General features: G+C 52.0%; 29 protein-coding genes. 14 read left to right on the top strand and 15 right to left on the bottom strand.

Going from position 1 to position 26,570, the window contains the following annotated elements; all coding sequences use genetic code 11:
- Nucleotides 1-39 precede the first annotated feature (39 nt).
- Both moeA and moeB read left to right on the top strand, forming a co-directional pair.
- Nucleotides 40-1,281 (top strand): molybdopterin molybdotransferase MoeA, encoded by a 1,242-nt coding sequence (gene moeA / locus BV494_RS02340; protein ID WP_104921396.1) that lies wholly within the window; start codon nucleotides 40-42, stop codon nucleotides 1,279-1,281.
- Between the two features lie 2 nt (nucleotides 1,282-1,283).
- The gene (moeB, locus tag BV494_RS02335) at nucleotides 1,284-2,045 is read left to right on the top strand and encodes a molybdopterin-synthase adenylyltransferase MoeB (RefSeq protein ID WP_104921395.1); all 762 of its coding nucleotides are present in this window, start codon (nucleotides 1,284-1,286) and stop codon (nucleotides 2,043-2,045) included.
- Between the two features lie 68 nt (nucleotides 2,046-2,113).
- On the opposite strand, the gene BV494_RS25680 is transcribed toward moeB, so the two are convergent.
- The 5 genes from BV494_RS25680 to BV494_RS02310 form a co-directional block, all read right to left on the bottom strand.
- Nucleotides 2,114-2,416, bottom strand: a complete 303-nt coding sequence (locus tag BV494_RS25680) for a hypothetical protein (RefSeq protein ID WP_192938060.1) — start codon at nucleotides 2,414-2,416, stop codon at nucleotides 2,114-2,116.
- On the bottom strand, nucleotides 2,413-2,868 hold the full coding sequence (locus tag BV494_RS02330) for a DUF1240 domain-containing protein (protein ID WP_104921394.1): 456 nt from the start codon (nucleotides 2,866-2,868) through the stop codon (nucleotides 2,413-2,415). Before BV494_RS02330 ends, BV494_RS25680 begins: the two co-directional genes overlap by 4 nt.
- 1 nt (nucleotide 2,869) lies before the next feature.
- Nucleotides 2,870-3,757 (bottom strand): hypothetical protein, encoded by an 888-nt coding sequence (locus BV494_RS02325; RefSeq protein ID WP_104921393.1) that lies wholly within the window; start codon nucleotides 3,755-3,757, stop codon nucleotides 2,870-2,872.
- A 346-nt stretch (nucleotides 3,758-4,103) separates the two neighbouring features.
- Nucleotides 4,104-5,699, bottom strand: coding sequence for an ABC-F family ATPase (locus tag BV494_RS02315; protein WP_104921392.1), 1,596 nt, complete (start codon nucleotides 5,697-5,699; stop codon nucleotides 4,104-4,106).
- Nucleotides 5,700-5,886: 187 nt separating this feature from the next.
- Nucleotides 5,887-6,774, bottom strand: coding sequence for a nucleoside-specific channel-forming protein Tsx (locus BV494_RS02310; protein WP_104921391.1), 888 nt, complete (start codon nucleotides 6,772-6,774; stop codon nucleotides 5,887-5,889).
- Nucleotides 6,775-7,125: 351 nt separating this feature from the next.
- Between BV494_RS02310 and BV494_RS02305 the strand changes: the two genes are divergently transcribed.
- Both BV494_RS02305 and BV494_RS02300 read left to right on the top strand, forming a co-directional pair.
- Nucleotides 7,126-7,587, top strand: a complete 462-nt coding sequence (locus tag BV494_RS02305) for an Xre family toxin-antitoxin system antitoxin (RefSeq protein ID WP_104921390.1) — start codon at nucleotides 7,126-7,128, stop codon at nucleotides 7,585-7,587.
- Nucleotides 7,584-8,042 (top strand): RES family NAD+ phosphorylase, encoded by a 459-nt coding sequence (locus BV494_RS02300; protein WP_104921389.1) that lies wholly within the window; start codon nucleotides 7,584-7,586, stop codon nucleotides 8,040-8,042. The genes BV494_RS02305 and BV494_RS02300 overlap by 4 nt, the downstream gene beginning before the upstream one ends.
- A 38-nt stretch (nucleotides 8,043-8,080) precedes the next feature.
- Here BV494_RS02300 and BV494_RS02295 read toward each other — a convergent pair whose 3' ends face one another.
- The gene (locus BV494_RS02295) at nucleotides 8,081-8,533 is read right to left on the bottom strand and encodes a DMT family transporter (RefSeq protein WP_101075994.1); all 453 of its coding nucleotides are present in this window, start codon (nucleotides 8,531-8,533) and stop codon (nucleotides 8,081-8,083) included.
- Nucleotides 8,534-8,536: 3 nt separating this feature from the next.
- The gene (locus BV494_RS02290) at nucleotides 8,537-8,971 is read right to left on the bottom strand and encodes a DMT family transporter (protein WP_104921388.1); all 435 of its coding nucleotides are present in this window, start codon (nucleotides 8,969-8,971) and stop codon (nucleotides 8,537-8,539) included.
- A gap of 117 nt (nucleotides 8,972-9,088) precedes the next feature.
- Here BV494_RS02290 and BV494_RS02285 point away from each other — a divergent pair, with 117 nt between their 5' ends.
- Nucleotides 9,089-10,018 carry a LysR family transcriptional regulator gene (locus tag BV494_RS02285; RefSeq protein ID WP_104921387.1) on the top strand — a complete coding sequence of 310 codons (930 nt, stop codon included), beginning with the start codon at nucleotides 9,089-9,091 and terminating at the stop codon, nucleotides 10,016-10,018.
- Between the two features lie 608 nt (nucleotides 10,019-10,626).
- Here the strand turns inward: BV494_RS02285 and BV494_RS02280 are convergent.
- Together BV494_RS02280 and BV494_RS02275 are read right to left on the bottom strand one after the other, a co-directional pair.
- On the bottom strand, nucleotides 10,627-11,085 hold the full coding sequence (locus tag BV494_RS02280) for a GNAT family N-acetyltransferase (protein ID WP_104921386.1): 459 nt from the start codon (nucleotides 11,083-11,085) through the stop codon (nucleotides 10,627-10,629).
- Nucleotides 11,086-11,232: 147 nt separating this feature from the next.
- A complete protein-coding gene (locus BV494_RS02275; RefSeq protein WP_104921385.1) occupies nucleotides 11,233-12,108 on the bottom strand; it encodes an alpha/beta fold hydrolase in 876 nt (291 codons plus the stop codon).
- A gap of 170 nt (nucleotides 12,109-12,278) precedes the next feature.
- Between BV494_RS02275 and leuC the strand changes: the two genes are divergently transcribed.
- Both leuC and leuD read left to right on the top strand, forming a co-directional pair.
- A complete protein-coding gene (gene leuC / locus BV494_RS02270; protein WP_104921384.1) occupies nucleotides 12,279-13,685 on the top strand; it encodes a 3-isopropylmalate dehydratase large subunit in 1,407 nt (468 codons plus the stop codon).
- A gap of 10 nt (nucleotides 13,686-13,695) precedes the next feature.
- Nucleotides 13,696-14,304, top strand: coding sequence for a 3-isopropylmalate dehydratase small subunit (gene leuD, locus BV494_RS02265; protein WP_104921383.1), 609 nt, complete (start codon nucleotides 13,696-13,698; stop codon nucleotides 14,302-14,304).
- A gap of 5 nt (nucleotides 14,305-14,309) precedes the next feature.
- Here leuD and BV494_RS02260 read toward each other — a convergent pair whose 3' ends face one another.
- The 5 genes from BV494_RS02260 to BV494_RS02240 form a co-directional block, all read right to left on the bottom strand.
- The gene (locus BV494_RS02260; RefSeq protein WP_104921382.1) at nucleotides 14,310-15,224 is read right to left on the bottom strand and encodes a LysR substrate-binding domain-containing protein; all 915 of its coding nucleotides are present in this window, start codon (nucleotides 15,222-15,224) and stop codon (nucleotides 14,310-14,312) included.
- A gap of 46 nt (nucleotides 15,225-15,270) precedes the next feature.
- Nucleotides 15,271-16,371, bottom strand: coding sequence for an endonuclease/exonuclease/phosphatase family protein (locus BV494_RS02255; RefSeq protein ID WP_104921381.1), 1,101 nt, complete (start codon nucleotides 16,369-16,371; stop codon nucleotides 15,271-15,273).
- 130 nt (nucleotides 16,372-16,501) lie between these two features.
- Nucleotides 16,502-18,178 (bottom strand): kdo(2)-lipid A phosphoethanolamine 7''-transferase, encoded by a 1,677-nt coding sequence (gene eptB / locus BV494_RS02250; protein ID WP_104921380.1) that lies wholly within the window; start codon nucleotides 18,176-18,178, stop codon nucleotides 16,502-16,504.
- A gap of 235 nt (nucleotides 18,179-18,413) precedes the next feature.
- Entirely contained in the window at nucleotides 18,414-19,859 is a 1,446-nt protein-coding gene (locus BV494_RS02245) for a heavy metal sensor histidine kinase (RefSeq protein ID WP_226790010.1), read from the bottom strand.
- Between the two features lie 4 nt (nucleotides 19,860-19,863).
- A complete protein-coding gene (locus BV494_RS02240) occupies nucleotides 19,864-20,538 on the bottom strand; it encodes a heavy metal response regulator transcription factor (RefSeq protein WP_104921379.1) in 675 nt (224 codons plus the stop codon).
- A gap of 213 nt (nucleotides 20,539-20,751) precedes the next feature.
- Here BV494_RS02240 and BV494_RS02235 point away from each other — a divergent pair, with 213 nt between their 5' ends.
- The 6 genes from BV494_RS02235 to BV494_RS02210 all read left to right on the top strand — a co-directional run bounded on the left by BV494_RS02235 (nucleotide 20,752) and on the right by BV494_RS02210 (nucleotide 24,452).
- Nucleotides 20,752-21,375 carry a hypothetical protein gene (locus BV494_RS02235; RefSeq protein WP_104921378.1) on the top strand — a complete coding sequence of 208 codons (624 nt, stop codon included), beginning with the start codon at nucleotides 20,752-20,754 and terminating at the stop codon, nucleotides 21,373-21,375.
- 26 nt (nucleotides 21,376-21,401) lie between these two features.
- Entirely contained in the window at nucleotides 21,402-22,043 is a 642-nt protein-coding gene (locus tag BV494_RS02230; protein ID WP_104921377.1) for a cytochrome b/b6 domain-containing protein, read from the top strand.
- Nucleotides 22,036-22,800: a molybdopterin-dependent oxidoreductase gene (locus tag BV494_RS02225; RefSeq protein WP_104921376.1), complete on the top strand. Its 765-nt coding sequence runs from the start codon at nucleotides 22,036-22,038 to the stop codon at nucleotides 22,798-22,800. Before BV494_RS02230 ends, BV494_RS02225 begins: the two co-directional genes overlap by 8 nt.
- A 355-nt stretch (nucleotides 22,801-23,155) precedes the next feature.
- Complete coding sequence (locus BV494_RS02220; RefSeq protein ID WP_104921375.1) at nucleotides 23,156-23,620, top strand: STM2901 family protein; 465 nt, start codon at nucleotides 23,156-23,158, stop codon at nucleotides 23,618-23,620.
- Nucleotides 23,614-23,946: a DUF1493 family protein gene (locus BV494_RS02215; RefSeq protein ID WP_104921374.1), complete on the top strand. Its 333-nt coding sequence runs from the start codon at nucleotides 23,614-23,616 to the stop codon at nucleotides 23,944-23,946. The genes BV494_RS02220 and BV494_RS02215 overlap by 7 nt, the downstream gene beginning before the upstream one ends.
- Before the next feature lie 20 nt (nucleotides 23,947-23,966).
- Nucleotides 23,967-24,452, top strand: coding sequence for an Hcp family type VI secretion system effector (locus tag BV494_RS02210; RefSeq protein WP_104921373.1), 486 nt, complete (start codon nucleotides 23,967-23,969; stop codon nucleotides 24,450-24,452).
- 99 nt (nucleotides 24,453-24,551) lie between these two features.
- Here the strand turns inward: BV494_RS02210 and ompX are convergent, their stop codons facing one another.
- Entirely contained in the window at nucleotides 24,552-25,085 is a 534-nt protein-coding gene (gene ompX, locus BV494_RS02205; RefSeq protein ID WP_104921372.1) for an outer membrane protein OmpX, read from the bottom strand.
- A 398-nt stretch (nucleotides 25,086-25,483) separates the two neighbouring features.
- Between ompX and rhtA the strand changes: the two genes are divergently transcribed.
- On the top strand, nucleotides 25,484-26,473 hold the full coding sequence (gene rhtA / locus BV494_RS02200; RefSeq protein ID WP_104921371.1) for a threonine/homoserine exporter RhtA: 990 nt from the start codon (nucleotides 25,484-25,486) through the stop codon (nucleotides 26,471-26,473).
- Nucleotides 26,474-26,570: the final 97 nt, after the last annotated feature.

Below are 26,570 nucleotides of genomic sequence, written 5' to 3'. Positions count from 1 at the left end.
AACACCCGTTCCGCCGGGGTGAACCTCAAAGGAATTTTCATGGAATTCAATACTGCCGGTTTGATCTCGCTGGAAGAAGCGCTGCAAAAAATGCGCGCTTATGTTCCGCCTAAAACCGAGAAAGACAGCGAATCTCTCCCGCTCGCCGACGCCGCAGGCCGCATTACCGCCACGCCGGTGAAATCCCCTCTTTTCGTTCCACCTTTCGATAATGCCGCGATGGACGGTTACGCTGTGCGCTGCGCTGATTTGCACGCAGACGCGGTTCTGCCCGTTGCAGGTAAAGCCTTTGCCGGTGCACCTTTCCACGGTGAATGGCCTGCCGGAACCTGTATCCGCATCATGACCGGCGCACCGGTTCCGCAAGGTGCTGACGCGGTCATCATGCAGGAACAGGCCGATATCTCCGATGCAGGCGTGCGCTTCACCGCAGAAGTGCATAAAGGCCAGAATATCCGTCTGACCGGCGACGACATTAAGCAAGGTGACAGCGTACTGCCTGCCGGTGTGCGTCTCGGCGCGGCTGAATTACCGCTGCTGGCCTCTCTGGGCGTGACGGAAGTTAACGTGTGGAAGGCGCTGAAAGTCGCGGTGTTTTCGACCGGCGACGAACTGCAACCGGTCGGCACGCCGTTAGAGGAAGGCCAGATTTACGACACCAACCGTTTCGCCGTACGTCTGATGCTCGAACAACTCGGCTGCACCGTGCTGGATTTGGGGATTATCCGCGACGATCCGCAGGCGCTGCGCAAAGCTTTTGAAGAAGCCAACACATTTGCCGATCTGGTGATTTCCAGCGGCGGCGTTTCAGTTGGCGAAGCTGATTACACCAAGCAAATGCTCGATGAACTGGGTGAGATTGGCTTCTGGAAACTGGCGATGAAACCGGGCAAACCTTTCGCTTTCGGCAAATTGCAGAACAGTTGGTTCTGCGGCCTGCCGGGCAATCCGGTTTCCGCTGCGCTGACGTTTTATCAGCTGGTGCAACCGTTTATCGCGCAACTTTCCGGCCACACCGCCTGGCAGTTCCCGCCGCGTCTGAAAGCGAAAGCCGTGACGCCACTGAAGAAATCCGCCGGACGTCTTGATTTCCAGCGCGGGATTTTCAGCACGAACGCCGGAGGCGAGCTTGAAGTGCGCACAACCGGCCATCAGGGTTCGCACGTCTTCAGCTCATTCAGCCTGGCGAACTGTTTTGTGGTGCTCGAACGCGAGCGTGAAAACGTCGCCGCGGGCGAAATCGTGGAAATCGAACCTTTCAACGCCCTGCTTCGGAGCTGATCATGGCAACGCTGCCGGAACTGACTGACGCCGAAACCCTGCGTTATAACCGCCAGATCGTCCTGAAAGGGTTTGATTTTGATGCGCAGGAAAAGCTGAAAGCCAGCCACGCGCTGATTGTCGGCCTGGGCGGTCTGGGCTGTGCGGCGGCGCAATATCTGGCGGCTGCCGGAACGGGCACGCTGACCTTGCTGGATTTCGACACCGTTTCACTGTCCAATTTACAGCGCCAGACGTTGCACACCGACGCGCGTATTGGCATGTCAAAAGTGGGTTCTGCCGCGCTGGCGCTGGCGGCAATTAACCCGCACATTCAGCTGAATCAGGTTGATGCTCAGGCGGATGACGACATGCTGCGCGAAATGATTGCCGCCTGCGACATCGTTGTCGATTGCACCGACAACGTCACGACGCGAAACCAGCTCAATCAGCAATGTTTTGCACAGAACAAACCGCTGGTGTCCGGCGCTGCCATCCGCATGGAGGGACAGCTTAGCGTGTTTACTTATCAGCCTGATGAACCCTGCTACCGTTGCCTGAGTCGTCTGTTTGGCGAAAACGCGCTGACCTGCGTCGAAGCCGGTGTGATGTCACCGCTGGTCGGCATCATCGGCAGCTTACAGGCTATGGAAACCATCAAGCTGCTGACCCACTTCGGCGAAACGCCACGCGGAAAACTGCTGATGTACGACGCCATGACGCTGCAATTTCGCCAGATGAACCTGATGAAAGATCCGGGTTGTGAGGTGTGCGGGGATTGCTGATGGAAAGTCAGGCGCTACAAAGCTACGGATATAACGGGCGGTTTATCTGCGCCCGTTAAACATTGAAGTTATTTATCATCATACGATTGCCAGTATTCCGGCGTAATGGTTTTGCAGAGTTGCGGATCGAGAACATAGTAAGCGCTGAGTTTTCCCTCGCGGCAGTTTGTATACGGTGAGGCCAACAGGACAAAAGGGATGACGAAAGATGCAATTAAGCCTTTACAGATGGATACCATACTCAGCGTCCCCCATACATGACCTAAAGCAGTCGATGTTTTTAAAGGACCGATACCTTTTTTAGAAAAACCATTACAAAAGCAGCCCCCTGCTTTAAATGTTAACCATTTTGAAAGTATGGATCTTTTCATCTTTTTTTCCATTCATCAGGATCAATGGTTTTACACAAACTCGGGGTGATTACATAATAATTACTATACTTTCCTATATTACATGAGGTATAAGGCGACGCCATTAAGATAAAAGGAATAATGAAGGATATGATAAAACCTAAAATAAAAGACAATACACTAACAACCATCCAGACATAACCAATCGTAGTGTATTTTTTAAAGGGTTCAATACCTTTCTTAAAAAGCATTTTTAATGCAAAAAATAACACCCATATAAATAATGGAATTCCGCTTGCACATATTATTACCTTGCCGCTATATTCAATGATATCACTCAAAATAAATAACGATTTGGTATTAAAAGTCTCCATTAAGTCATTAACACCATAAATATAACACAAAGAAGCCGCTATTAAGATAATAGCCCCACCCTTGAAAATCAGCCATTGTTGAATATATTTTTTATTCATTTTAATACCCCATCCCTAATGAGTAGTTAAACAGTGGCTCTGAGTATCTAAAATCCCACTCGTTAACTCTTTGATAATCAATTAATGCAAGCCGCAACTTTTCCTTTAAACTTGCTGATAATCCCAGCGTGTCATCTATTTCGTTTAACTTGATATTTAGATATATACCTACGATAATGACAATGCCTGCAGTAATAACTATTGGTACACCGCCTAAAGTCAATACACCTGCAATAACACCAATAACCACACTCGCCACAACTGCCTTCGCTGCATCCACCGTAATATCGATAAGAAAATCGACAAGGTCGTAGTCGGATTTAAAGATCAGTTCGATGACACGCCACGCCAGTGAGGCAAAAATACAGAATTTTGTGCCTTTAATCAGCGCACTCCCCAGCCCGCGGATCCCGATACCCATTTCCAGCATTTGCGGATGGTCAATTGCATATCGTGTGCCTTCCAGAATACGGCGCATGCCCGGATAGCCGGTTATTTTGATGTAAGTCTTACCCTTAAAGGTGTATTCAATCGCTCTGATACCAAGCGACTTAAAACGAAATGCGATTTCTCCCGCTGAATTCTCGAAAGTCATCAGTTTGCCAATACTGCTGCTGCCCTCCATAATATCTTTGATGTTACCGGGAGCCAGTTTGTAGGAAAAAAACTTGTCTACATTACCGAGCAGTTCATCGGTGACTTTCTCCGCCTCCTCCAGCGTAAGCAACATGATGTAACGACTTTCGGTAATGAAGCTGCCATTCGCGAAAGTCATATCCCGTTGCAACGGGTTCATACTCGGGAAAGAACTGAATGCGTCTTCTCCGCGCAATATGCGTTTACTTTCATTCATCCGCCGCCAGTAATCCGCACCTCTGAGTTCTGTCATTTTTTCATCCCTGATCAATCAACGCGTTCATTCGACAGGCTGTAAGCGCTGGTGCCTGTAATAGCGTTATTAATGCGGTGCAGTTCCAAATTACCCATTGAATCCATAAAATAACATCCACCAGAGATCAGTCCCTGTGTTTTTCCGTTGAACGTAAGATAGGTTAAGTTTGTTCCTGAATTTTTTGAAATTCAAGCCTATAACTTTTATTATGCAGCTATATTATTTAATTCATTCACCTCATCAATATAAAAGAGTTTATATATTGAATTCTAAAACATTATTTCTGAGACATAAAAAAAGGCCGCAACGTTAACCGTTACGGCCTTTTATTCAGAATCAACGATTAGGTATTAATACCCTGACTACGTAAGTAATCTTCGTAGTTACCGGAGAAGTCGATGATACGGGTCGGCGTCATTTCCAGAATACGCGTCGCCAGCGAGCTCACGAATTCACGGTCATGGGAAACGAAGATCAGCGTGCCTTCGTACATTTCCAGCGCCATGTTCAGTGACTCGATAGATTCCATATCCAGGTGGTTGGTTGGTTCATCCATGATCAGGATGTTTGGACGTTGCATCATCAGTTTCCCGAATAACATACGACCTTTCTCACCACCGGAAAGCACTTTCACTTTCTTCTTGATGTCGTCCTGGCCGAACAGCAGACGCCCGAGAACACCGCGCACGGCCTGCTCGTCGTCTTTCTCGGATTTCCACTGACTCATCCAGTCGAACACGTTCAGGCTATCGTCGAATTCGTATTCGTGATCCTGCGCGTAGTAACCGATTTTTGAGTTTTCAGACCATTTCACTGAACCGCTTTCCGGTTCGTGCTCGCCGACCAGCGTTTTCAGCAGGGTCGATTTACCGATACCGTTAGCACCCAGAATCGCGACTTTCTCGCCGACTTCCAGCATCAGGCCCAGGTTTTTAAACAACGGGCCGTTGTCGAAACCTTTGGTGATTTTTTCCACTTCCAGCGCGTTACGGAACAATTTCTTGTCCTGCTCAAAGCGCATGTAAGGGTTCTGGCGGCTGGACGCTTTGATTTCGTCGAGCTGAATTTTATCAATCTGACGGGCACGGGAAGTTGCCTGTTTAGATTTGGAGGCGTTGGCGCTGAAGCGGCTGACGAACGATTGCAGCTCGGCAATTTGCGCTTTTTTCTTGGCGTTGTTGGCACTCAGAAGTTCACGAGCCTGCGTTGCCGCCGTCATGTATTCGTCATAGTTGCCCGGATAAACACGCAATTCGCCGTAGTCCAGATCCGCCATGTGCGTACACACCATGTTCAGGAAGTGACGGTCATGCGAAATGATGATCATGGTGCTGTTACGCTCGTTCAGCACCTGCTCCAGCCAGCGAATAGTATCGATGTCCAGGTTGTTCGTCGGTTCGTCGAGCAGCAGAATTTCCGGGTCAGAGAACAGTGCCTGCGCCAGCAATACGCGCAGTTTAAAGCCCGGTGCGATTTCGCTCATCGGGCCATAATGTTGCTCAACGGGAATACCCACGCCCAGCAGCAGTTCACCGGCGCGGGATTCGGCGCTGTAGCCGTCCATCTCGCCGTAAGCGACTTCCAGATCAGCCACTTTGTAGCCGTCTGCTTCGCTCATTTCTGCCATGGCATAAATGCGGTCGCGCTCTTCCTTCACTTCCCACAATTCGGCGTGGCCCATGATCACGGTGTCCAGAACGCTGAACTGTTCGAATGCGAACTGATCCTGGCGCAGTTTACCCAGACGCTCGTTCGGGTCGAGAACCACGTTGCCGCCGGATGGCACTAAATCGCCACCGAGGATTTTCATGAAAGTGGATTTACCACAACCGTTCGCGCCAATCAGGCCATAGCGGTTACCGCCGCCAAATTTGACGTTAATGTTTTCAAATAACGGCTTGCTGCCGAATTGCATGGTGATGTTGTAAGTACTTAGCACAACGCTCGCTCTTCATTGGGAAATGTGATTTGGCGCGCATTATGCCACAACGGCGCGAGAGGATCGCCTGTAGTTGTGTTCATTTTTCACTCAATAGATAAAAAAATGTGTCATGCGCGGGATTATCAGGGGGTCAGAAACGCAAAAAACCCGGCATCAGCCGGGTTTTCATGGTTAACAACTGAAATCAGAAGTTGTAACCGATCACGCCGTAGTAACCCCAGCCGGTAGATTTCACGCTGAAATCACCGTTACCGAAGTTCAGCTCAGCGCCGTCAGCCCATTGGCCGCCGTTGTGGAAGTAACGCGCCACGAACGAATAATGCCAGTGTGTGTAGTTCAGCGAGAGGATATGGCTGGACGCGATTGAGTTGTTAGAACGCGCTTTGTTGCCGTTCAGGTCACGGAAATCGTCGTTGCCCAGCGTGGAGCCCCAGTCGAAGTTGGTGAACCCGATGTAGCTCAGGTTACCGCCCCACAGCTGTGTCAGAGGAACGAAGTATTTCACTTTGAAACGGTACCCGTCCCAGCTGTTTTCGTTCGCTGCGCTGTAGTTTTCCCACTGGTATTTCGCATACACGTTCAGAGACAGGCTCATCGGCAGATGAGTATCAATATCGGTACCCAGACCCATGTACCAGGTGTTCTGACGGTTATTGCTGTCCGGGCCCATATCGTAGATATAGTTGTTCGCAAAGTACCACTCTTTGAACGGACCAAAGCTCAGGTCAGTGCCGGTCAGCTTATCGATAGAGAAACGCGGTTCGATTTCCATAAACAGCGGAGAACCGTTTTTGTCCCAGATACCGGTGTCGTTACCGTTACCCGCACCGAAGGTTTTAGGAATATCGATATAGCCGTAGAAATCAAACCAGTCTTTGTGCGCAAACGCTTCATATTCAAGATAAACATCGTTACGCAGAGTCGGTCCGAAACGGGTGTCGGCGCTGCCTACAACGTTGACACTCTGGTGCCACCAGTCTGAAACAAATTCGCCCTTGCTATCATCAGCGAGCACGGTCGCGCTGTAGGACAAAGCCATCAAAGCGCCTGCTGCAATAATTTTATTTTTCATATTTTCACCAGAAGCGGGGGTGGGACAACGCCTTGCCACTTTCAGACGTTGCATAAATAAAACCCTAAAACTGTGATCCGCAACCGATTGCTGCACTTAGTGCATAAAATCTGCAATTTCCAGTTACTTCCTACAAGAGTTAACTTTTCTTAGCTAATAAATAGATTTGGTCAAGGTTTGTCAATTTCTGTTTCATCCTGATACATGATCAACGTGACATTGATCACACTTATGTTTCACAGCCATTTCATTCATGTGTCTTCTCTCTGAAAGTAACCGTGCTCACAAAAGCACCGCACCGTTAATTGTCATGCTATAGTTATGACAATTAACGGTGCGGAGACCGACATCATGAGTTCAAAAATTACCGGGCTGTCTTCCAGCCAAATGAAACAACCTGCAACGCCGCTGTGGGAATCTGCGGGGCTTCCCGCAGGCAGCGGAGTCAGTTTGCTAAATGCCATACAGAAAGGTTTTCCGGTTGATAGTATCAACCGCCTGAACACAGAGCTGGGGTGGCCGAAAATGGTTTTGCTGGAAATAATGGGAATTAACGAGCGCAATTATGCGCGGCGTAAAGCGGGAAACGGGTTGCTGAAAAGCGATGAAAGTGAGCGCGTGGCGCGTCTGGTTCGCACGATTGATGCGGCTACGGATCTGTTTGAAGGTGACCGTGTTTCAGCGCTGGACTGGATCACCCGCCCGGCCCCGGCGCTGGCCGGGTCAAGACCGCTGGAGCTGTTATCGTCTGAAGCAGGCGCGGTGGAAGTGAACCGGCTGATTGGCCGTCTTCAGCACGGGGTATTCAGTTGAAGCTGTTTCGTATTGTTCAGACACAACATTTAGCCACCGCCTGGTCGGGTGCCGGTGCCCAGATTTACGGTGGCCGGTGGAACCCGCCCGGCAGGCCGGTAGTGTATCTGACCACCAGCATTTCGCTGGCGATTCTGGAAATTCTGGTGCATTTGCAAAACAGCATGCTGATGCGCTCATATACGCTGCTCAGTATTGAGGTGCCGGAATCGCTGCTCGACACATTGGAAGTCAACGAACTGGCGGCCGACTGGCGCAGCCCTTCTCCGCCGGACAGCACGCAGCGTCAGGGTGAAGCGTGGCTGGCTGAAGGTGAATACGTCGGGCTGAGGGTTCCGTCGGTCATTGTCCCGACGGAATATAATGTGCTGCTCAATCCGCAACATCCGGATTTCGCGCAGTTGCTGGATTCCGTAGAGCGCGAGTCCATGATGTTCGACCCGCGTCTGCAATAATTTACCCGCCATAAAGCATGAGGCAAATCGCCCGGTTTTTATGCCGCTTTCCGGTTGCTCCGGTAAATCAGCGCCAGCGCGATAATCAGACAAGGGATCGCCGCCAGACGGTGCCACGACAGCGCGATTTGCGGGTTATCCAGCCAGCCGAAATTGTCGATGAGCATTCCCATTGCCAGTTGCCCTAAAATCACGGCGACCGTCGCGACCGCCGTCCCTACCCGCGGCACCGCGGTTACCATCACAATGATGTAAGGCACACCAAATAACGCCCCCATCAGTTGCCATTTGGGTACGGTCAGCAACGTTGCCTGCTGCGGCGTTTGCAGAAACAGAATCAGCACCGCCGTGATGGCCGCGCCGACGCTGAACGTCAGAAATGCGCTTTTCAGAACGCCGACCTTTTCGCCCAGTTGCCCGTTGACCGCCGCCTGCATACTCAGCGCCGCACCGGCCACGATAGCCAGAACAATCATAATCATTTCAGTCATTGGTTAACCCCAGGCAATCAGAACAAGTGCAGCAATGATAAAGAGCAAGGCCAGCAAGCGTTCGCCGCCCACTTTTTTATGCGGTGTACCAAACCAGCCGAAATGGTCGATCAGAACACTTTTCGCCACCTGCCCGGATAAAATTGCGATCATCGTCATCCCGATACCTATTACCGGCGTCGCAAGTGTCAGCACCACGACATACACCGGTCCCAGCACGCCGCCGAGCAGCTGCCAGCCGGGTTGCTCAGTGAAAGAAGGCGCATTACGTGGGCTGAAAAACAGCACCAGCAAACCCGTCAGCACCGCGCCGACGCCAAAAATACTGAGCGTTGCCCACAAATGCCCGACCTCCGTGCCCAGCGGGCCGATAAGCCCCGCTTCCAGTGAAAGCCCCATACCCGCCAGCACCACCAGCGGAATTAACATCAGATTCATCATTGTCCTGTTCTCATTATTTTTGCTGCCCGGTATTTCAGAAGCGGCGACTATAGCGTGACAACGTTATGCGAAAAACAGCACAATCAGGAAAATACCTTTGCAGGAATCGCACAGATGAAAAGCTTCAATCAGATCAACATTCAGTCTTTGCGCCTGTTTGTCGCGGTGCTCGAACAGGGGAATTTCTCCGAAGTGGCGCGGCGTGAAGCCATGTCCCCGTCGACGGTTTCGCGCGTTATTGCCCAACTGGAGCAGGCATTACAGACGCAGCTGCTGTACCGCAACACGCGCGCGGTCAGCCCGACAGAATCCGGAAAGTTACTGGCGGAGCATGCGCGTCAGGTGCTGGCACAGCTAGATCTCGCCGAACAGGATTTGCAGGAGCAAAGCAGCGAACCGGGCGGGCTGGTGCGCATTAATGCGCCGGTGGTTTTTGGTCAGCGTCATATTGCACCCTGGCTGCCGGAACTGAATACGCGTTTTCCCCGGCTGAACATCGAACTGATGCAGACGGATGATTTTATCGATCCGTTGCAGGACAGCGTCGATCTGCTGATCCGAATCGGCGTCATGGCCGATTCCACCCTTCAGGCGCGAACGCTCGGGCACCAGAACTTCCGCCTCGCCGCCAGCCCGACGTATCTCGCCCGCGCGGGAATACCGGCCACGCCGGACGATCTTTCTAACCACAGTTGTCTGGTTTTTAAAGGATTTGCCGGTTCCCAGCGGTGGTACTTCCGCCACCCGGAAAAAGAATGGCGATCCTGGAACCTGCGCGGTGCTCTGACCAGCAATAACGCTGAAACCCTGACGCAGGCGGCCATCGGCGGAATGGGGTTAGTCGTTTTCCCGACCTGGCTGATTGGCGATGCACTTCGCGCGGGAACGCTGGTGAGCGTGTTGCCTGAATATCAGGTTTCGACATCACCTGAGCCGCAAACTATCTCGGCACTTTATCCTAATGCCCGCAGGGCTTCAGTTAAGGTGCGGGTGGTGATTGATTATCTGGTGGAGAAGTTTGGCTTACCAGCCTATTGGGAGTAGAGCGGTTTTTCATGAGCGGTGCTCACTCAGCTCAGGTCAAAACCTTGGGTTGCCAGCCAAACCGGCAAGACCTTGGGCTCGCCGCCCAAACTGGCCTCAAGGAGCGCCTGTCGCCGCGCCCCTTGAGAATCCCGGGCTCTTTAACTGCGCGCTACCGCTTGATGGCTATGTTTCAGATGCCGCTGCTATTGCCGCGAAAACTTGCCGCTACGCGGTTCCCTTACTCGGTTTCGAGCCATAGGTCTCGAAACGCTTCGCTCGGCAAGCTTTCTGAAAGCGGCCGGAGGCTTATCTAAATTCAAAGGCATTTTGAATAACAATTAGTGGTGAGGTTGCGAATTAGAAAGTTATTGGCCGCTTTCAAAAACCACGCCGTAGCGAGAGGTGGAAAACCGCGTATTTTTTCGCGTGGTTTGTAACCCGAGTGCAGGGAACCGCGCAGCGGCGGGATTTTGCGGCAATAGCTGTGGTACCTGAAACAGTGCCAGCCAGCGGTAGCGCGCAGTTAAAAAAGCGCAGAGTCCAGAGACCCGCGCGTTACCGGGTCTTTGGTCGGTGTGGGCCGACGCCCACGGTTTTGACCTTAAAGTTGAAGTTGAAATTGAAAACTAAACCTTAAACTCCATCCCAACATGCGCGATCCCATCTTCATCATAAATCTCCGTATACGCCACAAACCCCAGTCTGCCGTAGAACTGTTGTAAGTGCGCCTGCGCGGAAATCGCAATCCGCTCACCCGGCCAGTGTTTCTGGCACGCCGCCAGCGCCTGTTCCATCAACTGATAGCCCAGTTTCAGGCCACGGGCGGAAGGCGCGACGATCACCCGCCCGATGGCAACATCATCCTCATGACGCAAAATACGCGCGTACGCCGCCGGTTTCCCGTCGAGCCATGCGACGACATGACGATTTTCGCCAGCCAGATCCTGCCCGTCGATATCCTGATAAACACAGGTCTGCTCGACCACAAACACTTCGCTGCGCAGGGCCAGAATGGCGTAAATCTGTGCGGCGTTAAGTTCGCTGTGGTGATAATCCTGCCAGTGGAGAGATGAAGATTCGCTCATGAATAGATGCCCCGCCCTTACCTGAATTCGCCGTTTTCTGGCTGCAAAAAAAAGAGATATCCCGAAGAATATCTCTTTGTATCATGCCTTATGCGCTGTCTGTAACACGTCTGTTAAGGCATCGACCGGATTTTAATGTGCGCCATCCTATCGCAGGAACGGCAATACCTTCTCCAGCAACAGTTCCGGTTGTTCTTCGGCAATATAATGGCCGCAAGGCAGCGCTTCGCCCTGCGCGTCTTCGGCGACTTTTCGCCATTCTTCCAGCGGTGCAAAACATTGGCCGACCGTGCCTTTTTCGCCCCAAAGCACCAGCAACGGACAACGCAGTTTGCGAGACGCATTCAGATCTTCCTGGTCGTGTTGCAGGTCGATACCTGCCGATGCCCGATAGTCCTCGCAAATCCCGCGCGCCGTTCCATTTTGTTGCAGACAGCGCAAATAATCTGCGTAAGCTTCGTCGGTGAAAGGCTGCATACCGGCGCTGCGACTGCCCATGACGCTGCGCAGATACTGGTCCGGATCGGCGGTGATGAGCGTTTCCGGCAGCGGTGCCGGTCGGATCAGGAAAAACCAGTGCCAGTAAGCACGGGCAAAAGCCTCATTGGTTTGCTGATACATCGAAAGTGTCGGCGCGATATCCAGCAGCACCAGACGTTTAACGGCCTGCGGATGATCCAGCGCCAGCCGGTGCGCCACACGGGCACCCCGGTCATGGGCAATAACGCTGAACCGGTTAAAGCCGAGTGCGGCCATTAATTCCCGCTGATCTTGCGCCATTTCGCGTTTGCTGTAGCGCAGATGTTCATCGTCGGGTTCGGGTTTGCCGCTGTCGCCGTAGCCGCGTAAATCGGCCAGAACGACGGTGAACTGAGACGTCAGAAACGGCGCGACTTTATGCCAGATCGCCTGCGTTTGCGGGTGTCCGTGCAGTAACAGCAAAGGCTCGCCCTGCCCGGCGAGCCGGTAGGCGATCTCCGTTCCGCTGACCTGCATACGGCCTTGGGTAAAATGTTCAAACATGGGTTTTCTCCTTTTTACCCATCTTAGTCGCTGGCCTTTAAGCAACAAGGTCACAAATGAAGATTGCCGCTTCACGATCTGTGTTTTGAGACACCACACTCAGGCTGTTGCCTGATAACGGATAAGTTTGCGACGCTGGCATTATCCATTACGTTCATCAGGGCAATGAAATGAAGCCAAAAACGCTGTATGAAAAACACATCGACAGCCACACCGTCCGCACGCTGGACGACAAAGGACATGTGTTGCTGTACATCGACCGGCAGGTAATTAACGAGTACACCAGCCCGCAGGCTTTCAGCGGTTTGCGTGACGCGGGTCGTCGCGTCTGGCGGCCGGAAACCTCACTGGCAGTGGTCGATCACGTCAACCCGACTGCGCCTTTGCGCACACGGCAGATGCCGGACGCCGGTGGTGCACGCCAGGTTTCCTATCTCGCCGAGAACTGCGCAGAATTTGGCATCGAGCTGTTTGATATTCTCGATTCCCGTCAGGGCATTGAACACGTTGTCGCGCCGGAACAGGGCTTTATCTTACCGGGCATGGTGATTGCCGCCGGTGACAGCCACACCACAACGTATGGCGCGCTGGGCGCATTCGGGTTTGGTATCGGCACGTCAGAAATTGAACATCTGCTGGCGACCCAGACGCTGGTTTACAAACGCCTGAAAACCTTGCGCGTCACGGTGAATGGCACGCTGCACAACGGCATTACTGCCAAAGATGTGGTGATGGCGCTGGTGGCTAAAATCGGGGCGGCTGGCGCAACGGGTTACGCTATCGAATTCTGCGGTCAGGGCATCGATATGCTGAGCGTCGAAGGCCGCATGACCATCTGCAATATGGCGGTGGAAGCCGGTGCGCGCGGTGCGTTCATGGCACCGGACGATAAAGTGTTTGCTTACCTGAAAGATAAACCCCGCGCACCAAAAGGCCAGCAATGGGACGAAGCCGTCGCAGTCTGGCGCACGCTGCGCAGTGACCCGGACGCGGTGTTTGACCGCGAAGTTGAGCTGCGCGCCGGAGATATCGCCCCGATGGTCAGTTGGGGAACCAGCCCGGATCAGGCGCTGGCGATTGGCGGACGCGTACCCGATCCGGAATCCGAACCGGATGCCGCGCGGCGCAAAGATCTGCAACGTGCACTCAGCTATATGGGATTACGCGCCGGGCAACCGCTGAACAGCATTGGCATCAGCCACGCCTTTATCGGCTCCTGCACCAATGCGCGTATTGAAGATTTGCGCGCCGCCGCCGACGTTGTGCGTGGCAAAAAAGTGGCTTCTGCGGTACGGGCGATGATCGTTCCCGGCTCGAGTCAGGTGCGCGCGCAGGCTGAAGCCGAAGGGCTGGCAGAAATATTTATTCAGGCCGGTTTTGAGTGGAGGCAGTCCGGCTGTTCGATGTGTCTGGCAATGAATGACGACGTTTTGTCACCGGGCGACCGTTGCGCATCAAGCACCAACCGTAATTTCGAAGGCCGTCAGGGTGCCGGTGCGCGGACCCATCTGATGAGCCCGGCGATGGTTGCCGCCGCCGCAATTTGCGGTCATCTGACTGATGTTCGTGAAGTGTGAGGAGAAAATCATGCAAGCATTTACCGTGTTAACCGGCGCGACTGCGCCCTTCCCGGCGGCTAACGTCGATACTGATGTGATTATGCCGAAGCAGTTTCTAAAAGGCATCGACCGCAGCGGGCTGGATAAAGGCGTGTTTTTCGATCTGCGTTTTCTGGCCGACGGCTCGCCCGATCCGGCGTTTATCCTCAACCAGCCAGCGTGGCATGGGGCTAAATTCCTGCTGGTCGGCCCGAACTTTGGCTGTGGCTCAAGCCGCGAACATGCGGTGTGGGGGCTGAAACAGCTGGGGATACGGGCGCTGATTGGCACCACGTTTGCGGGGATCTTTTTCGACAACTGTCAGCGTAACGGCGTGCTCACCGTGCAGCTGGATCCACAGCAGTGGGCGCAGCTGGCCGAACAGGTTACGCAGGCAGAAAGCAACGAAATTATCGTCGATTTACCGGCGCAAACTATTGGCCTGCACGACGGGCAACACATTGCGTTTAACATCGATGAACTGAGCAAAATGTCCCTGCTTAACGGGCTGGATGCGGTAGGTAATACGCTGCGCTACAGCGATGAAATTCGTGAATTTCAGCAGATGCATTTGCAGCGTAATCCGTGGCTGGCGTGAAGGCTTTATTGCAGTAACTGGCTAAAACGGTCGTGCAGGAATTCAACGCATACCCGCAGTTTTGCAGAATCTGCCAGCCGTGTGGGATAGACCGCCCAGACGCTGGCGGGCTGGGAAAACTGCGGTAAAACCTGCACCAGTTCGCCCCGGTCGATATAAGGCCGGACATCCCACTCAGAGCGCAAAATAATGCCGTGGTGTTTCAGTGCCCACTGCAATACCACTTCGCCGCTGTTAGAGGACAACACGCCTTTCACCCGGATGCGCTGTTCCTGCCCTTCGCCGGTCAGCGACCAGATGCCAAACGGATTATCGCGCTCTTTCAGCACCAGACACTGGTGTTGCGTCAGGGCGTTCAGCGAATCGGGTTCGCCGTGTGCCGCCAGATACTGCGGTGAAGCGCAGAGAATGCGCTGATGCTGCGCCAGTTTTTTACCGATGTGTTGTTCGGGAATGTCGTCGCCGACCAGAATTTCGAGATCAATGCCTTCGGCGACCAGATCGACCACCCGGTCAAACAGATCAAGGCGCAGATTGAGTTGCGGATAACGTTCGGCCAGTTCGGCAACGGCGGGCGCGACATGGCAGCGCCCGAAACCAAACGAACTGCAAATATGCACGTTGCCGCGCACCTCGCTGCGGGAATCTGAAACATCACCGATGAACTGATCGAACGTGTCGAGAATTTGAAGCGCCCAGCGCTGTGCGCGTTCACCGTCTTCGGTAAGGCGCACGCCACGGGTCGAACGATGCAGCAAACGGGTGTTCAGCGCCTCTTCGAGGATCTGAATACGCTTACTGACATAGGCCGGAGACTGCCCGAGTTCGGTCGCCGCAGCGGCAAAACTTTGCTTGTTCACCACCGCCAGAAAAACCCGCAAGTCTTCCGCCAGCGGTAAACGATCACGTTCAGTGGTCATGGTTAACGCCCGTAAGCCCTCACATTATTTGTTATTGGCCGGATTTTTATTGGCCTGTTTTCTTATTAGCAGGATAGATATCCGTGAGTTTTACACCCGCCAGCTCCAGCTTTTCCCGCGCCTCTTCAAGATCATCGCTTTCGATTTCCAGCGGCTCCTGATCTTTACCCAGACAAGGCGTCAGCGCCAGTTCGACCAGGATCGGGAAGTGATCGGAGCCCATGAAATCCAGCCTTTTCAGGTCAATCAGCGTGAAATCTTTGCTGTGGAAAACGTGATCCAGCGGCCAGCGCAAAAACGGATAGCTGGCGTGGAAAGTATTGTACATCCCGCGGCCACGACGCGGATCGAGCAGCCCGCTGATTTTCATGAATAAACGGGTGGTTCGCGACCAGGCCACGTCATTCAGATCACCGGTCACAATGGTCGGAAAATGCGCTTTCGCGGCGGTATGCCCGACGGCGATCAGCTCGCCATCACGGGCGGTCGATTCATCCGCTTCGGTGGGGCTTGGCGGCCTCGGATGAAGACAGTGAAGCACCACGTGTTCCCCCGACGGCAGTTCGGCACGGAAATGCATCGAAGGAATGTCTTTCGCCACCAGAAACTGGATCTGCTCGCCGTGCATCGGCAAACGGGAATAGACGTGCATGCCGTACAAATTATCCAGCGGACAGCGCAGGCTGTACGGGTAATCGGCCTCCAGCGGCGCCATCTGGTCTTCCCACCACTGGTCGGTTTCCAGCAGCACGATAATATCCGGTTTATGTTCCTGAATCTGGCTGAGCAGCTGCGCGGTCTCACGGTTGGTGGTGAGCACATTGCTGTTCATGATTTTGATACGCGAATGGCCGTTGGGCACCGTCTTCTTCACCTGCACGCGGTACAAACGGGTGTAAGGCAATATCCACCAGCCCTGATACGCCATGCAGGCGACCGTCAGGATAATCACAACGCCGGTCAGCACGCCGTCAAACGGCAAAATCAGCAGTTCAGTCAGCAGAAAAAGCAGACACAGGGAAACCATTTGCAGGCGCGGGAAATCCCAAACACGCACCCACCAGCGCTGATTTTTAGAAAGAGGAAGCAGCGTCAGGAAGGTCATGATGACCGTCAGAACGCAGACGATAATTCGGAGTGCTTGCATCGGTTATCAGCCCTGATAAAAAACAAAATTTAAAATTTTCTCACCGATTGTGGCTTAAAAACAGGGTGTCGACCAGAAGGATGTCGCCGCCTTTCTTATTCATCAGAAAAAGGCGGCGATTTTAAGGGTGTTACTTCGCCGGTGATGACGGTTCAGGCGTATGGCACCAGTTGTGCTGCTCTACGATCCCGCCGTTTGGCGAGGTGTAGCCGATACAGCCCAGAATGGTGTCGTACAGTTTTTCATGGAATGCCGGTTTCTTTTCAGCCGCCATTTTTTGCAGCTGTTCGAAACCTGCTTTGTTCTGGTCGTTTGACAGGAATTTGTCTGATGCCCAGACCATGATCGGCACAGTACGTTGCTCGGCTGGCGCATGCTCACGCGGTGTACCGTGGAAATGCATGCTTTTGGAAATGGACTCGCCGTGATCGGAGGCGTAGAAAACAATGGCGTTTTTATCGCGCAGCTGATCAAACACCTGCGACAGGAAGTAGTCGGTATACAGCAGCGTATTGTCGTAAGCGTTGATCATCTCCTGCGTTGAACAGGAGTCATCGATGCCCATACATTCCGGCTGATATTTGGCAAATGAGCGCGGATAACGGTCTGAATACAGGTAATGCGATCCCTTGGTATGCAGAATAATCAGGTGCTTGCCCTGCGGATGATTGGCCATCGAGTCTTTCATTTCATCGACCAGCAACATGTCATCCACCGGCTTGCCTGCATTACGTTTTTCAGAGGCGATATTTTCACGCAAGGAATAATCATCGGCGCGGGTTTTGTTGTAGAACCAGGCTTCACTTTGCATGGAATACAACTCAGAACTCCAGCCGTTGCTTTTCAGCACGGAGAAGACATTCATCTCTTTTAATGTGCGCTGCGGCGCTTCGGAAGCGCCACCTTCACGCACAAACATACAACGCAGGGAAAGCTTGGTGGCGGTATCACAGGAATAGCCCTGAAGCGCGACCAGATTTTTCTCTTTATCGAGGTTTGGTGTGTTGTCGCGATCATAACCGTAAACGCCCATGTGATCGCGACGCGCACTCTCGCCGATGATGAATACCACGTACATATCTTTGGCATCTGCCGGCGCGGTATAAGTGAAATGTTTCGACGGGTCATAAAGATTTTTGGTGTCTTCCGCCTGACTGTAGCTGCTGTAAGAGTACAGCCCCAGCGCCGACAGCCAGTTGGACGGAGAGTAAGTGCCCGCCACCACGCCGCCGTAACTCGCCATCATGCGGTTGTTCTCTTTGTCATGGCGATCCTGCACTTTCCCCATCAGGCGAAGCGGCATATAGCAAAGCAGGCCGGAAATCACCAGCAGACCGGTTTTTACCGCCACTTTTTTGAAGGTAGTTTGCCTGAACGCTGCGCCCGGCATCGTGCTGAGCCACAGCAACAGAACCGGGATCAGGCTGACCAGCACGGTCCAGGCCACAAAATGCGTGCCGATGGATTCTTTTGATAAATCAATAGAATCAGAAGCCAGCGCCGCCGCCAAAATCCCGTAGCCGATATCGACATTGAACAGGATCATGTAATAGCTGGCCGCCGCGGAGGAGATCACAATAGCCGTCATCAGCACACGGAAAACCGTTTTGCCGGTATAGGAGAGCAGCATACAAAGGAAGTAAACCAGGGCAAAACACGCCACCATTTCGACCGTTATCGACAACACATTGTCGTAATGCAACTGGTAAAAACGGCGGAAGAAAATCGGAAGGTTTAACAAGATCCCAAGATAGAGTGCAATGAAAACAGAAATGCTTTGCAGCGAAAGTGAACGTATTTTATGCATTGGTAATAAATGGCTCTTTTGTGAGTCTGTTTACGTCGTACTGACCGTTCGAACCGGAGGATGGAACCCACTCCTTAGGACTATTCAGACCCCGGACCAGGCATTTTTGTTCAACTCCGGTCCCTTTCGCTAATGTGATAATGTAACTAAATTAACGAAATCCTTATTTTTCAATAACTAAAAAATGTTATTTCGCTCAACTTTTATGAACTTTTTTAAGAACGTTGAAGAAATATTAAGAAAGCCTGTGATCCGGATCAGATACTGGCTCCGGGAATGACAGCGTAAATATCGTCTCGCCTTGCGCAGAACTTGTTACCCGGACACTCCCCTGATGCAGCGCCATAATCGCCTGAACGATAGATAACCCGAGGCCGCTGGAACTGCCGCCTTCGCTGCGCGATGCGTCGGCACGATAGAAACGGTCGAACAGTTTGCCCAGTTTTTCCGGCGGGATAAGATTGCCCTGGCTGATCACATGAATCTCCATGCCTTTCCCCTGCGGCTGGGCGCTGATTGTGATGGTGCTGCCTTCATGCCCGTAACGCACGGCGTTGGCGACAAGATTGCTGATCGCGCGCTGAAACAAAATGGCATCCGCGTACAACACCCCCTGCCCTTCACCGACCAGTACCATTTCCCTTTCTTCCGCCAGCCCTTCGAAATATTCCTGAATGCGGGTAATTTCAGAGGAAACATCAATACCGGTGATGGTTAAAACAGACCGCGCATTGGTCGCGCGGGCAAGAAACAGGATGTTTTCCACCATGCGGGAAATGCGTTCCAGCTCTTCCATATTGTTCGCCAGCAGCGTTTCGTACTCTTCGACTGAGCGCGGCTGGTACAACGCCACCTGACAGTGCCCCATCAGCGCACCCACCGGTGTGCGGATTTCATGCGCCAGATCGGCTGAAAACTGCGTAAGGCGCTGATACCCTTCCGCCAGTCTTTCCAGCATGTCGTTGAAAGAATAGATAAGTTGCTGCAATTCCTGGGGCGCGTTTTCCGTGCTCAGACGGGTAGACAGGCTGGACGGATGAATTTGCGTGGCCTCCAGCGCCATGTTGCGTAAAGGCTTTAACCCTCTTCGGATCACGACATAGCCCAGTGCGGCAATCAGCAAATAGGCGAACAGCACGGCACCCATGATTTCCCAGCGGAAGGTTTCCAGCAGGCGTGACTCCTCCGTCATGAAGTGCGCACCGGTAATTTCGACCGTTCTGCCATCCTCGATCCGCACATCTGCGCGGGCAAAGCGCACCGGCGTACCGTCCGGTGCCATCAGGTGATGCACGGTTTCCAAAGTGAGCGGCTGGCCGTCGGGCACCGGCGTAACCGGCGGTAAGTTCAGTTGCGAAGGATTGACGTTAATCAGCGGCGGCTGGCCTTCAAGACGAAAAGTCAGAATATCGCGTTCGTTGCCAAGCATATTTTCAAACAAACCGGGATTGCGGCTCAGTTGCGATAACGGAAATTCATTCGCCAGCAGATGACGGAAATACTGCACCCGCCCGCTGACCTGATAATCCGCGCGGCGCACCAGTTCTTTATCTATCGAATAATAGAGATAAAAACCGACGGCGCTGACCACCAGCGAGGCAATCAGTGCAAACAGCAATGTGGCCCGTAAGGTCAGTGACATCGCCCTTTTTGAGGCGGACGGGCGGGCAGTTTTTTTCATCACGTTAGTCATTGCGCACTTCACACACGTAGCCAATGCCACGCACGGTATGGATCAGTTTCACGTCAAAGGCGCGATCCACCTTGGCGCGCAGGCGTTTAACCGCCACATCCACGACGTTGGTATCACTGTCAAAATTCATGTCCCAGACCTGTGAGGCGATCATAGTGCGCGAGAGCACTTCGCCTTCGCGGCGCATCAGCAGCTCCAGCAACATGAACTCTTTATTGGTCAGCGCGATGGTTTGATCCTGACGGCTGACGCGGCGGCGCAGCACATCCAGATTCAGATCGGCGACAGAAAACGTATCCGGCTCGCGCGCCGTCGGGCGGCGCAGTAAAGTGCGGATGCGCAGCACCAGTTCGGTGAATGAAAACGGTTTAATCAGATAATCATCAGCGCCAAGTTCCAGCCCGTGAATGCGATCCTGCACTTCGTCACGCGCCGTCAGAAACAGCACCGGCACATCACTCTTTTTACGCAGCACTTCCATCACCTGCCAGCCATCAAGGCCGGGCAGCATGACGTCGAGGATCACAGTGTCATAGCCTGCTTCCAGCGCCAGAAACAAGCCATCTGCGCCGTTACGCGCCAGATCCACGCTGTAACCCGCTTCCGTCAGCCCTTTTTTCAGGTAGTCGCCTGTGCTGACATCATCTTCTATTACCAGTATCCGCATTCAGGCCCTCAGCGCCGCAAGACCATTCTCCCAAAGAATGATTCGGAGGAAAGTTTAACAGTTTCAGCAGACACCTTTGATGACAATTTTGTCATCAATTTGTCATCAACCGATCCCGGTTTATCGTCCACTCTTAATGGAGTTATTCATCACTGGCTGGTTCAGTGATTCATCTAACAGAATGAAATCACGCTAGAAAATGGAGAGTTGATAATGAACACACCTACACGCCTTGCCGGTTTATTACTGGGTTCCCTGCTGATGTGCAGCGGAATGTCCTCGGCTTTTGCAGCCGATAACGTGATCAAGCCTACACGCGGAACCATTGATTCAGTTAATGATTCATCTGTGCAAATCACCACGCGTCAGGGTGAAAAGCTCGATGTTAAGCTGACAGACCAGACCAAGATCAACGCCGTCACCAAAGGCCAGATCAGTGATATCAAACCCGACAGTTTCATCGGTACAGCCGCAGTTCCGCAGGCTGACGGCACGCTGAAAGCGCTGGAAGTGCACGTCTTCGCGCCAAGCCTGCGCGGCAGCGGTGAAGGCTTTAACCCGTTTGAATCGGCTGACGGCAAAATCAACACCATGACCAACGGCACCGTCGGCAAGCTGGTGAACAGCAATGGCCGCACGCTGACCGTCAAATATCACGATGCTGAGAAAACTGTCGTTGTACCTGACGATGTGCCTGTTGTTCTGCTGGCACCCGGCGACCGAAGCCTGCTGAAACCGGGCACTAAAATCGTGCTGTTCGCGATGAAAGATGACAAAGGTGCGCTGGTTGCCCGTGGCATCGCAGCCGGTAAAGACGGCATCGCGCCACCGATGTAATCGGCCAAATCAACAGGGATTTTATCGTGAAACCTCAGCCCTCTTCAGTTCGAAAACGCAGGATCCATTCCTGGCCGGTGCGCATCAGCCACTGGATTAATCTTCTGGCAATGATCGGCATGGTGATGAGCGGCTGGGGGATTTATAACGCGGATCCCCTGTTCACCTTTACGTTCCCGCAAAGTACCACCCTCGGCGGCTGGCTGGGCGGCAACATCGCCTGGCATCTCGCTGTGATGTGGTTGCTGGCGGCTAACGCCCTATTTTATCTGTTGTGGGGCGTTTTCAGCGGCCACTTCAAACGGGACTTTTTCCCGTTTACTCCCCGCACGGTCTGGCGCGATACCGTTCGCGCCCTGACCTTTCATCTGCCGCATAAACTGGGCCAGTACAACGCCGTGCAAAAACTGATGTACAGCGGCGTTCTGGTGCTCGGCCTTCTGCTGGTGTTGTCCGGTTTATCCATCTGGAAACCGGTGCAGTTCAGCGGGCTGGTGTGGCTTTTCGGCGGGTTTGATATTGCCCGTTATGTACACTTTTTTGCGATGAGTGGCGTGATGCTGTTTGTGGTCATTCATGTCCTGATGGTGTTGCTGGTGCCGAAAACATTTGTGGCGATGATTACCGGCGGCAAGGCAATGAATAAAGAGGAAAGCGCCGATGAGTGAAAAATCACAACGGCCAAAAATCATTGTGGAACCCGACCAGCGCAAGCAACTGGTGAATATTCAGCGCCGTTTACTGCTGCGATCCGGGTTAACGCTCGGTGCGGTTTCTATGCTGACCGGCTGTAATTTGCAGGACGGTGACGAAGTCGACAAAGTGCTTTGGGCGATGTCGCGCTGGAATGACCGCGTACAGGGCTGGTTATTCGGCGGGCAGAAGCTGGCCCAAACTTACCGCGCCGACCAGATTACGACACCATTCCGTTTCAACGCGTATTACCCTGAATACAACGTGCCGGAAATCGACATCCCGAATTACCGGCTGGAAGTGTCCGGGCTGGTGCAAAAGAAAACCTCGTGGACGCTGGAACAGCTGCAACGCCTGCCGCAGGAAAGCCAGATCACCCGGCTGATTTGCATTGAAGGCTGGAGCGCCATCGGACAGTGGAAAGGCGTGCCACTTAAAACGTTTCTTCAGCACGTCGGGGCCGATCTGACCGCGAAATATGTCGGCTTCAAATGCGATGACCGTTATTACTCGAGCATTGATATGGCCACCGCGCTGCATCCGCAAACTATTCTGGCACTGGATTTCGGCGGCAAACCGTTGCCTCCGGATTTCGGGTATCCGCTGCGTCTGAGAATGCCCACCAAACTAGGGTTCAAAAACGCCAAACATATCGGCGCGATTTTCGTCACCAATACTAATCCGGGCGGTTACTGGGAAGATCAGGGTTATAACTGGTTTAGCGGGATTTGATAAAACCCAAGCCCTTTACCTTTGATTTTGGCTGAAATTCAATAAGTGGATTTCATTAGCCGGGTCAATAATAAAGGGCATTTCCTGTAATCCCTGCCGGAAAATCATAACTTCAATGCCATTATTTAAATCACTTATCGTAAAAAACCAAACCTCCTTTCAGTTAAGCCTGACTAATTAGTTAAATAGTTAATGGCTCATTCATTATATTTTTAAAACCCTAGACAAATAGCACAAAATATACAACCCAGATCAAGAAACTGGCTTTTTAACGACAGAGTTCACTTTCTCCATATTGCTGAATTTTAGCCCCCGTAATATACAAGGGCTCATAAATACGACAATAAGAGAAAGTATGGATACGTTTGAAGAGCTAAAAGGAACCTACTTCTATGCAGGGAAATCCAACCTGACTGCCGGTGAACTCCTGTTTATGATTTTTTGTGAGAACACGGTAGATCAATTTGGTTTGGGCATCGCAGATTTTGGTGCGGTCGTAGCGCTATACAGTGGAATGAATAACCTGAAAACCCGGACAAAGCCTAAAGGAGCAAAGGAAGGAACATCCCGTGCGTCGAAATCGGTAAGGAGGATATTCAAAACGGCTAAGTTTCCTTTTGGCATAACACTGCCTACCTGGGTCGGTGGATATACACCCTGGACGGTAGAAAGAAGAATGGTTGCAAAAATAAGTACCTTTATCGGCCGAACAATTCCCGTTGTTGGTGAGGTCATTCTTCTCGTTGATATCAGTGAAATAACCTATCGTACAGTACGGGACTACAACATGATTACGCGGGGTGAAGATAAGCTATGGTAGATGATATTGAACAACGTATATACGCGCTGGTCAGGCCTTTTAACGGCGTTTATCTTTTCAATAATAAAAAGAGGCAGGAAGTTTTTACACCAGAGACGGATCTGGACACAGATTTGAAGTTAGATATCGGCGAAGCTGAGGATTTAATGGATAAGTATTTTTCTGAATTTAACGTACAGAGAGATAACTTTGCTATTGAAAAATATTATCCGTATGAACCTATTTCATGGAATCCATTTAAAAAGCCAATACCAATATCCGTGCCCGATTTCACTATCGGAATGTTAATAGAATCGGCCAAAGCGGGCCGCTGGTTGTACGATTAATTAAAAAAGGAGTTTTAACAATGGCTGTACCTGTTCACTTATGGCTTAAAGATGATGGCGGCGCGGCAATCCGTGGTTCCTCCGATGTCAGGGGGCGTGAAGGCAGCATAGAATTAAGAGGAATTCATCACAACCTGAGCATTCCCACCGACGGTACAACAGGAAAACTGACCGGCACCCGGCAACATGCTCCATTTCAATTTGAAAAAGAAATTGATAGCGCATCTCCCTATTTGTACAAAGCTGTCGCAACAGGCCAAACGTTAAAATCGGCAGAAATCCGGTGGTATTGCATCAGCGACGCGGGGCAAGAAGTTGAATATTTCAATATCCTGCTTGAAGAAGTCAAAGTGATATCGATTTCACCGGTGATGCACGATACCCGGGAATGTACGGGAACGGGCCACATGGAAAGCGTTGCCCTGCGCTATGAAAAGATCACCTGGAAGTATAGGGATGGAAATATTCAGTTCACCGACGCGTGGAATGAACGTGCAACCGCTTGATAGCAAAATACGCTGAATTACAGACATAAAAAAACCGCTCTTTCGAGCGGTTTTTGTTTTCGCATGAGGGTAGCGGCAAGCGCTACACAGGGCGAAGAATTAGAAGCTGTAACCCACGCCTGCGATCCAGGTACCAACATCAACACTGCGGATGCGGGACTGTTCGTAGGAAACGTCCAGAGCAACGTTCTGGATTGGGTTGAACTGCAGACCAGCACCGTAAGAGAAACCATAATCGCTGGTGTCTGATTTTTGACGGTTAGCGGTAGACGCTACGTTTTCGTTGTACTGGAATTTACCGTAGCCCAGACCGATTACGCCGTAAGCAGAAACCCAGTCGTTGATGCGGTAAGCAGGACCGGCAGTGATGCCGTAGTATTCTGCTTTACGGTAATCACCGGAAGTTGGGTTGCTGTCATCCTGAATGTAGGTGAAAGAGCCGATAACGCCCAGTGGGTTGTTATCTTGCTCGTAACGGTACTTCAGGTTGAAGCCGTTTGCTTTGTTTACAACGCCTTGTGCGTCACCCTGTGCGTAACCAGCAGAAACGGTGCTGGTACCAGCGAATGCGCTAGAGGAAACACCCAGTGCTACGACGCAAGCTAATGCGGAAAGACATGCAATTTTTTTCATAAACCACCTCAAAAAGAGAAACCAAAGTAACCTTCACGTTCCAAAATATAACAAAAACCAGTGTGAAACTCTGCCTCAATTAAGATGTCCAAAGCATCATATGGTGTAACAGGAAGTTTCCAGCACTAACTATCCCTTTCATTTTATTGGGATTTTTGTCACTAAAACTATAAGATAAACTTATTGAACTTTTTGGAATTAGCAGATAATTCCTAAATTTTTGGGCAAAAAAACGCCAGTTTTCAGCAATTTTTTAAGAAACCGATTCTGGAAAAACTTTTTTTTGAGGATTTTTTATCGCGTGATTTCCCACTACACTGACGGCGCTTTACCTTTCTTTTCAAAACTATAAATATGAAGATTCCGGATTCATGGGATCACCTCAAAAGGCGCAACGGATGACACAGTCAGAACACAATCAGCCGCAGGAAAAGCAGATCGCTCTGCACGATGCGGCGACGCAAAATAATGGCCCGCCGCTTCCTGCCTTACCCCGGAAATCTTCGCCGCTGGTCGCCATCCTGTTATTACTTGTCGCGATGCTCTCATTACAGGGCGGTGCGTCGCTGGCTAAAACGCTGTTTCCGATTGTCGGCCCGCAGGGTGTGACCGCGCTGCGTCTGGGCATCGGCTCTATTTTGTTACTTCTCTATTTCCGACCGTGGCGGCTGAAAATGCGTGGCGGTAATTTCCGCTCGCTGCTGATGTACGGCCTCGCCCTCGGTTGCATGAACTACAGCTTTTATCTGGCGCTGCGCACTGTACCGTTAGGCATTGCCGTTGCACTGGAATTCACCGGGCCACTTGCCGTGGCGATGTTTTCCTCGCGCCGCCCGGTCGATTTCATCTGGGTCGTGCTGGCCGTTGTCGGTTTATTGTTCCTGCTGCCGCTCGGGCAAAGCGCGGGGGGTGTGGATCTTAAAGGTGCCTGTTTTGCGCTGATCGCCGGTGCGTGCTGGGCCGTGTATATCCTTGCTGGTCAGAAAGCGGGCAGCAGCTATGGCCCCGGCACAGCGGCAATGGGTTCTCTGATTGCTGCGCTGATTTTCTTCCCGATTGGCGCAATCCAGGCGCATACCTCTATTTTCAGCTGGGAGATTTTGCCGTTAGGTCTGCTGATCGCCCTGCTGACATCCGCTATTCCGTATTCGCTGGAAATGATGGCGCTGACCAAACTTCCGGCGAAAACGTTCGGCACGCTGATGAGCATGGAACCCGCCATGGCGGCGCTTTCCGGGATTATTTTCCTGGGCGAGTTCCTGACGGCCTCGCAGTGGCTGGGGCTGGCGGCGATTATTGCCGCTTCCGCCGGTTCTACGCTGACGCTGCAACGTAAAGCTAAACTAGAAACGGTCGATATTCCGGGCAATAATCCTTCCGGGAAGTAAATTTCTTCCGACTCCGCAAAAAATCCACGTCATCGCGATGTGGCTTTTTTCTTTTTTATCAATGTATTGAAAAATACTTTCGCCTTTTTCACTTTAT

This window comes from Rahnella sikkimica, assembly GCF_002951615.1.
Classification (GTDB): Bacteria; Pseudomonadota; Gammaproteobacteria; order Enterobacterales; family Enterobacteriaceae; genus Rahnella; species Rahnella sikkimica.
Note: the sequence above shows the minus strand (reverse complement) of the source record. Positions and strands in the feature narration are given on the sequence as shown.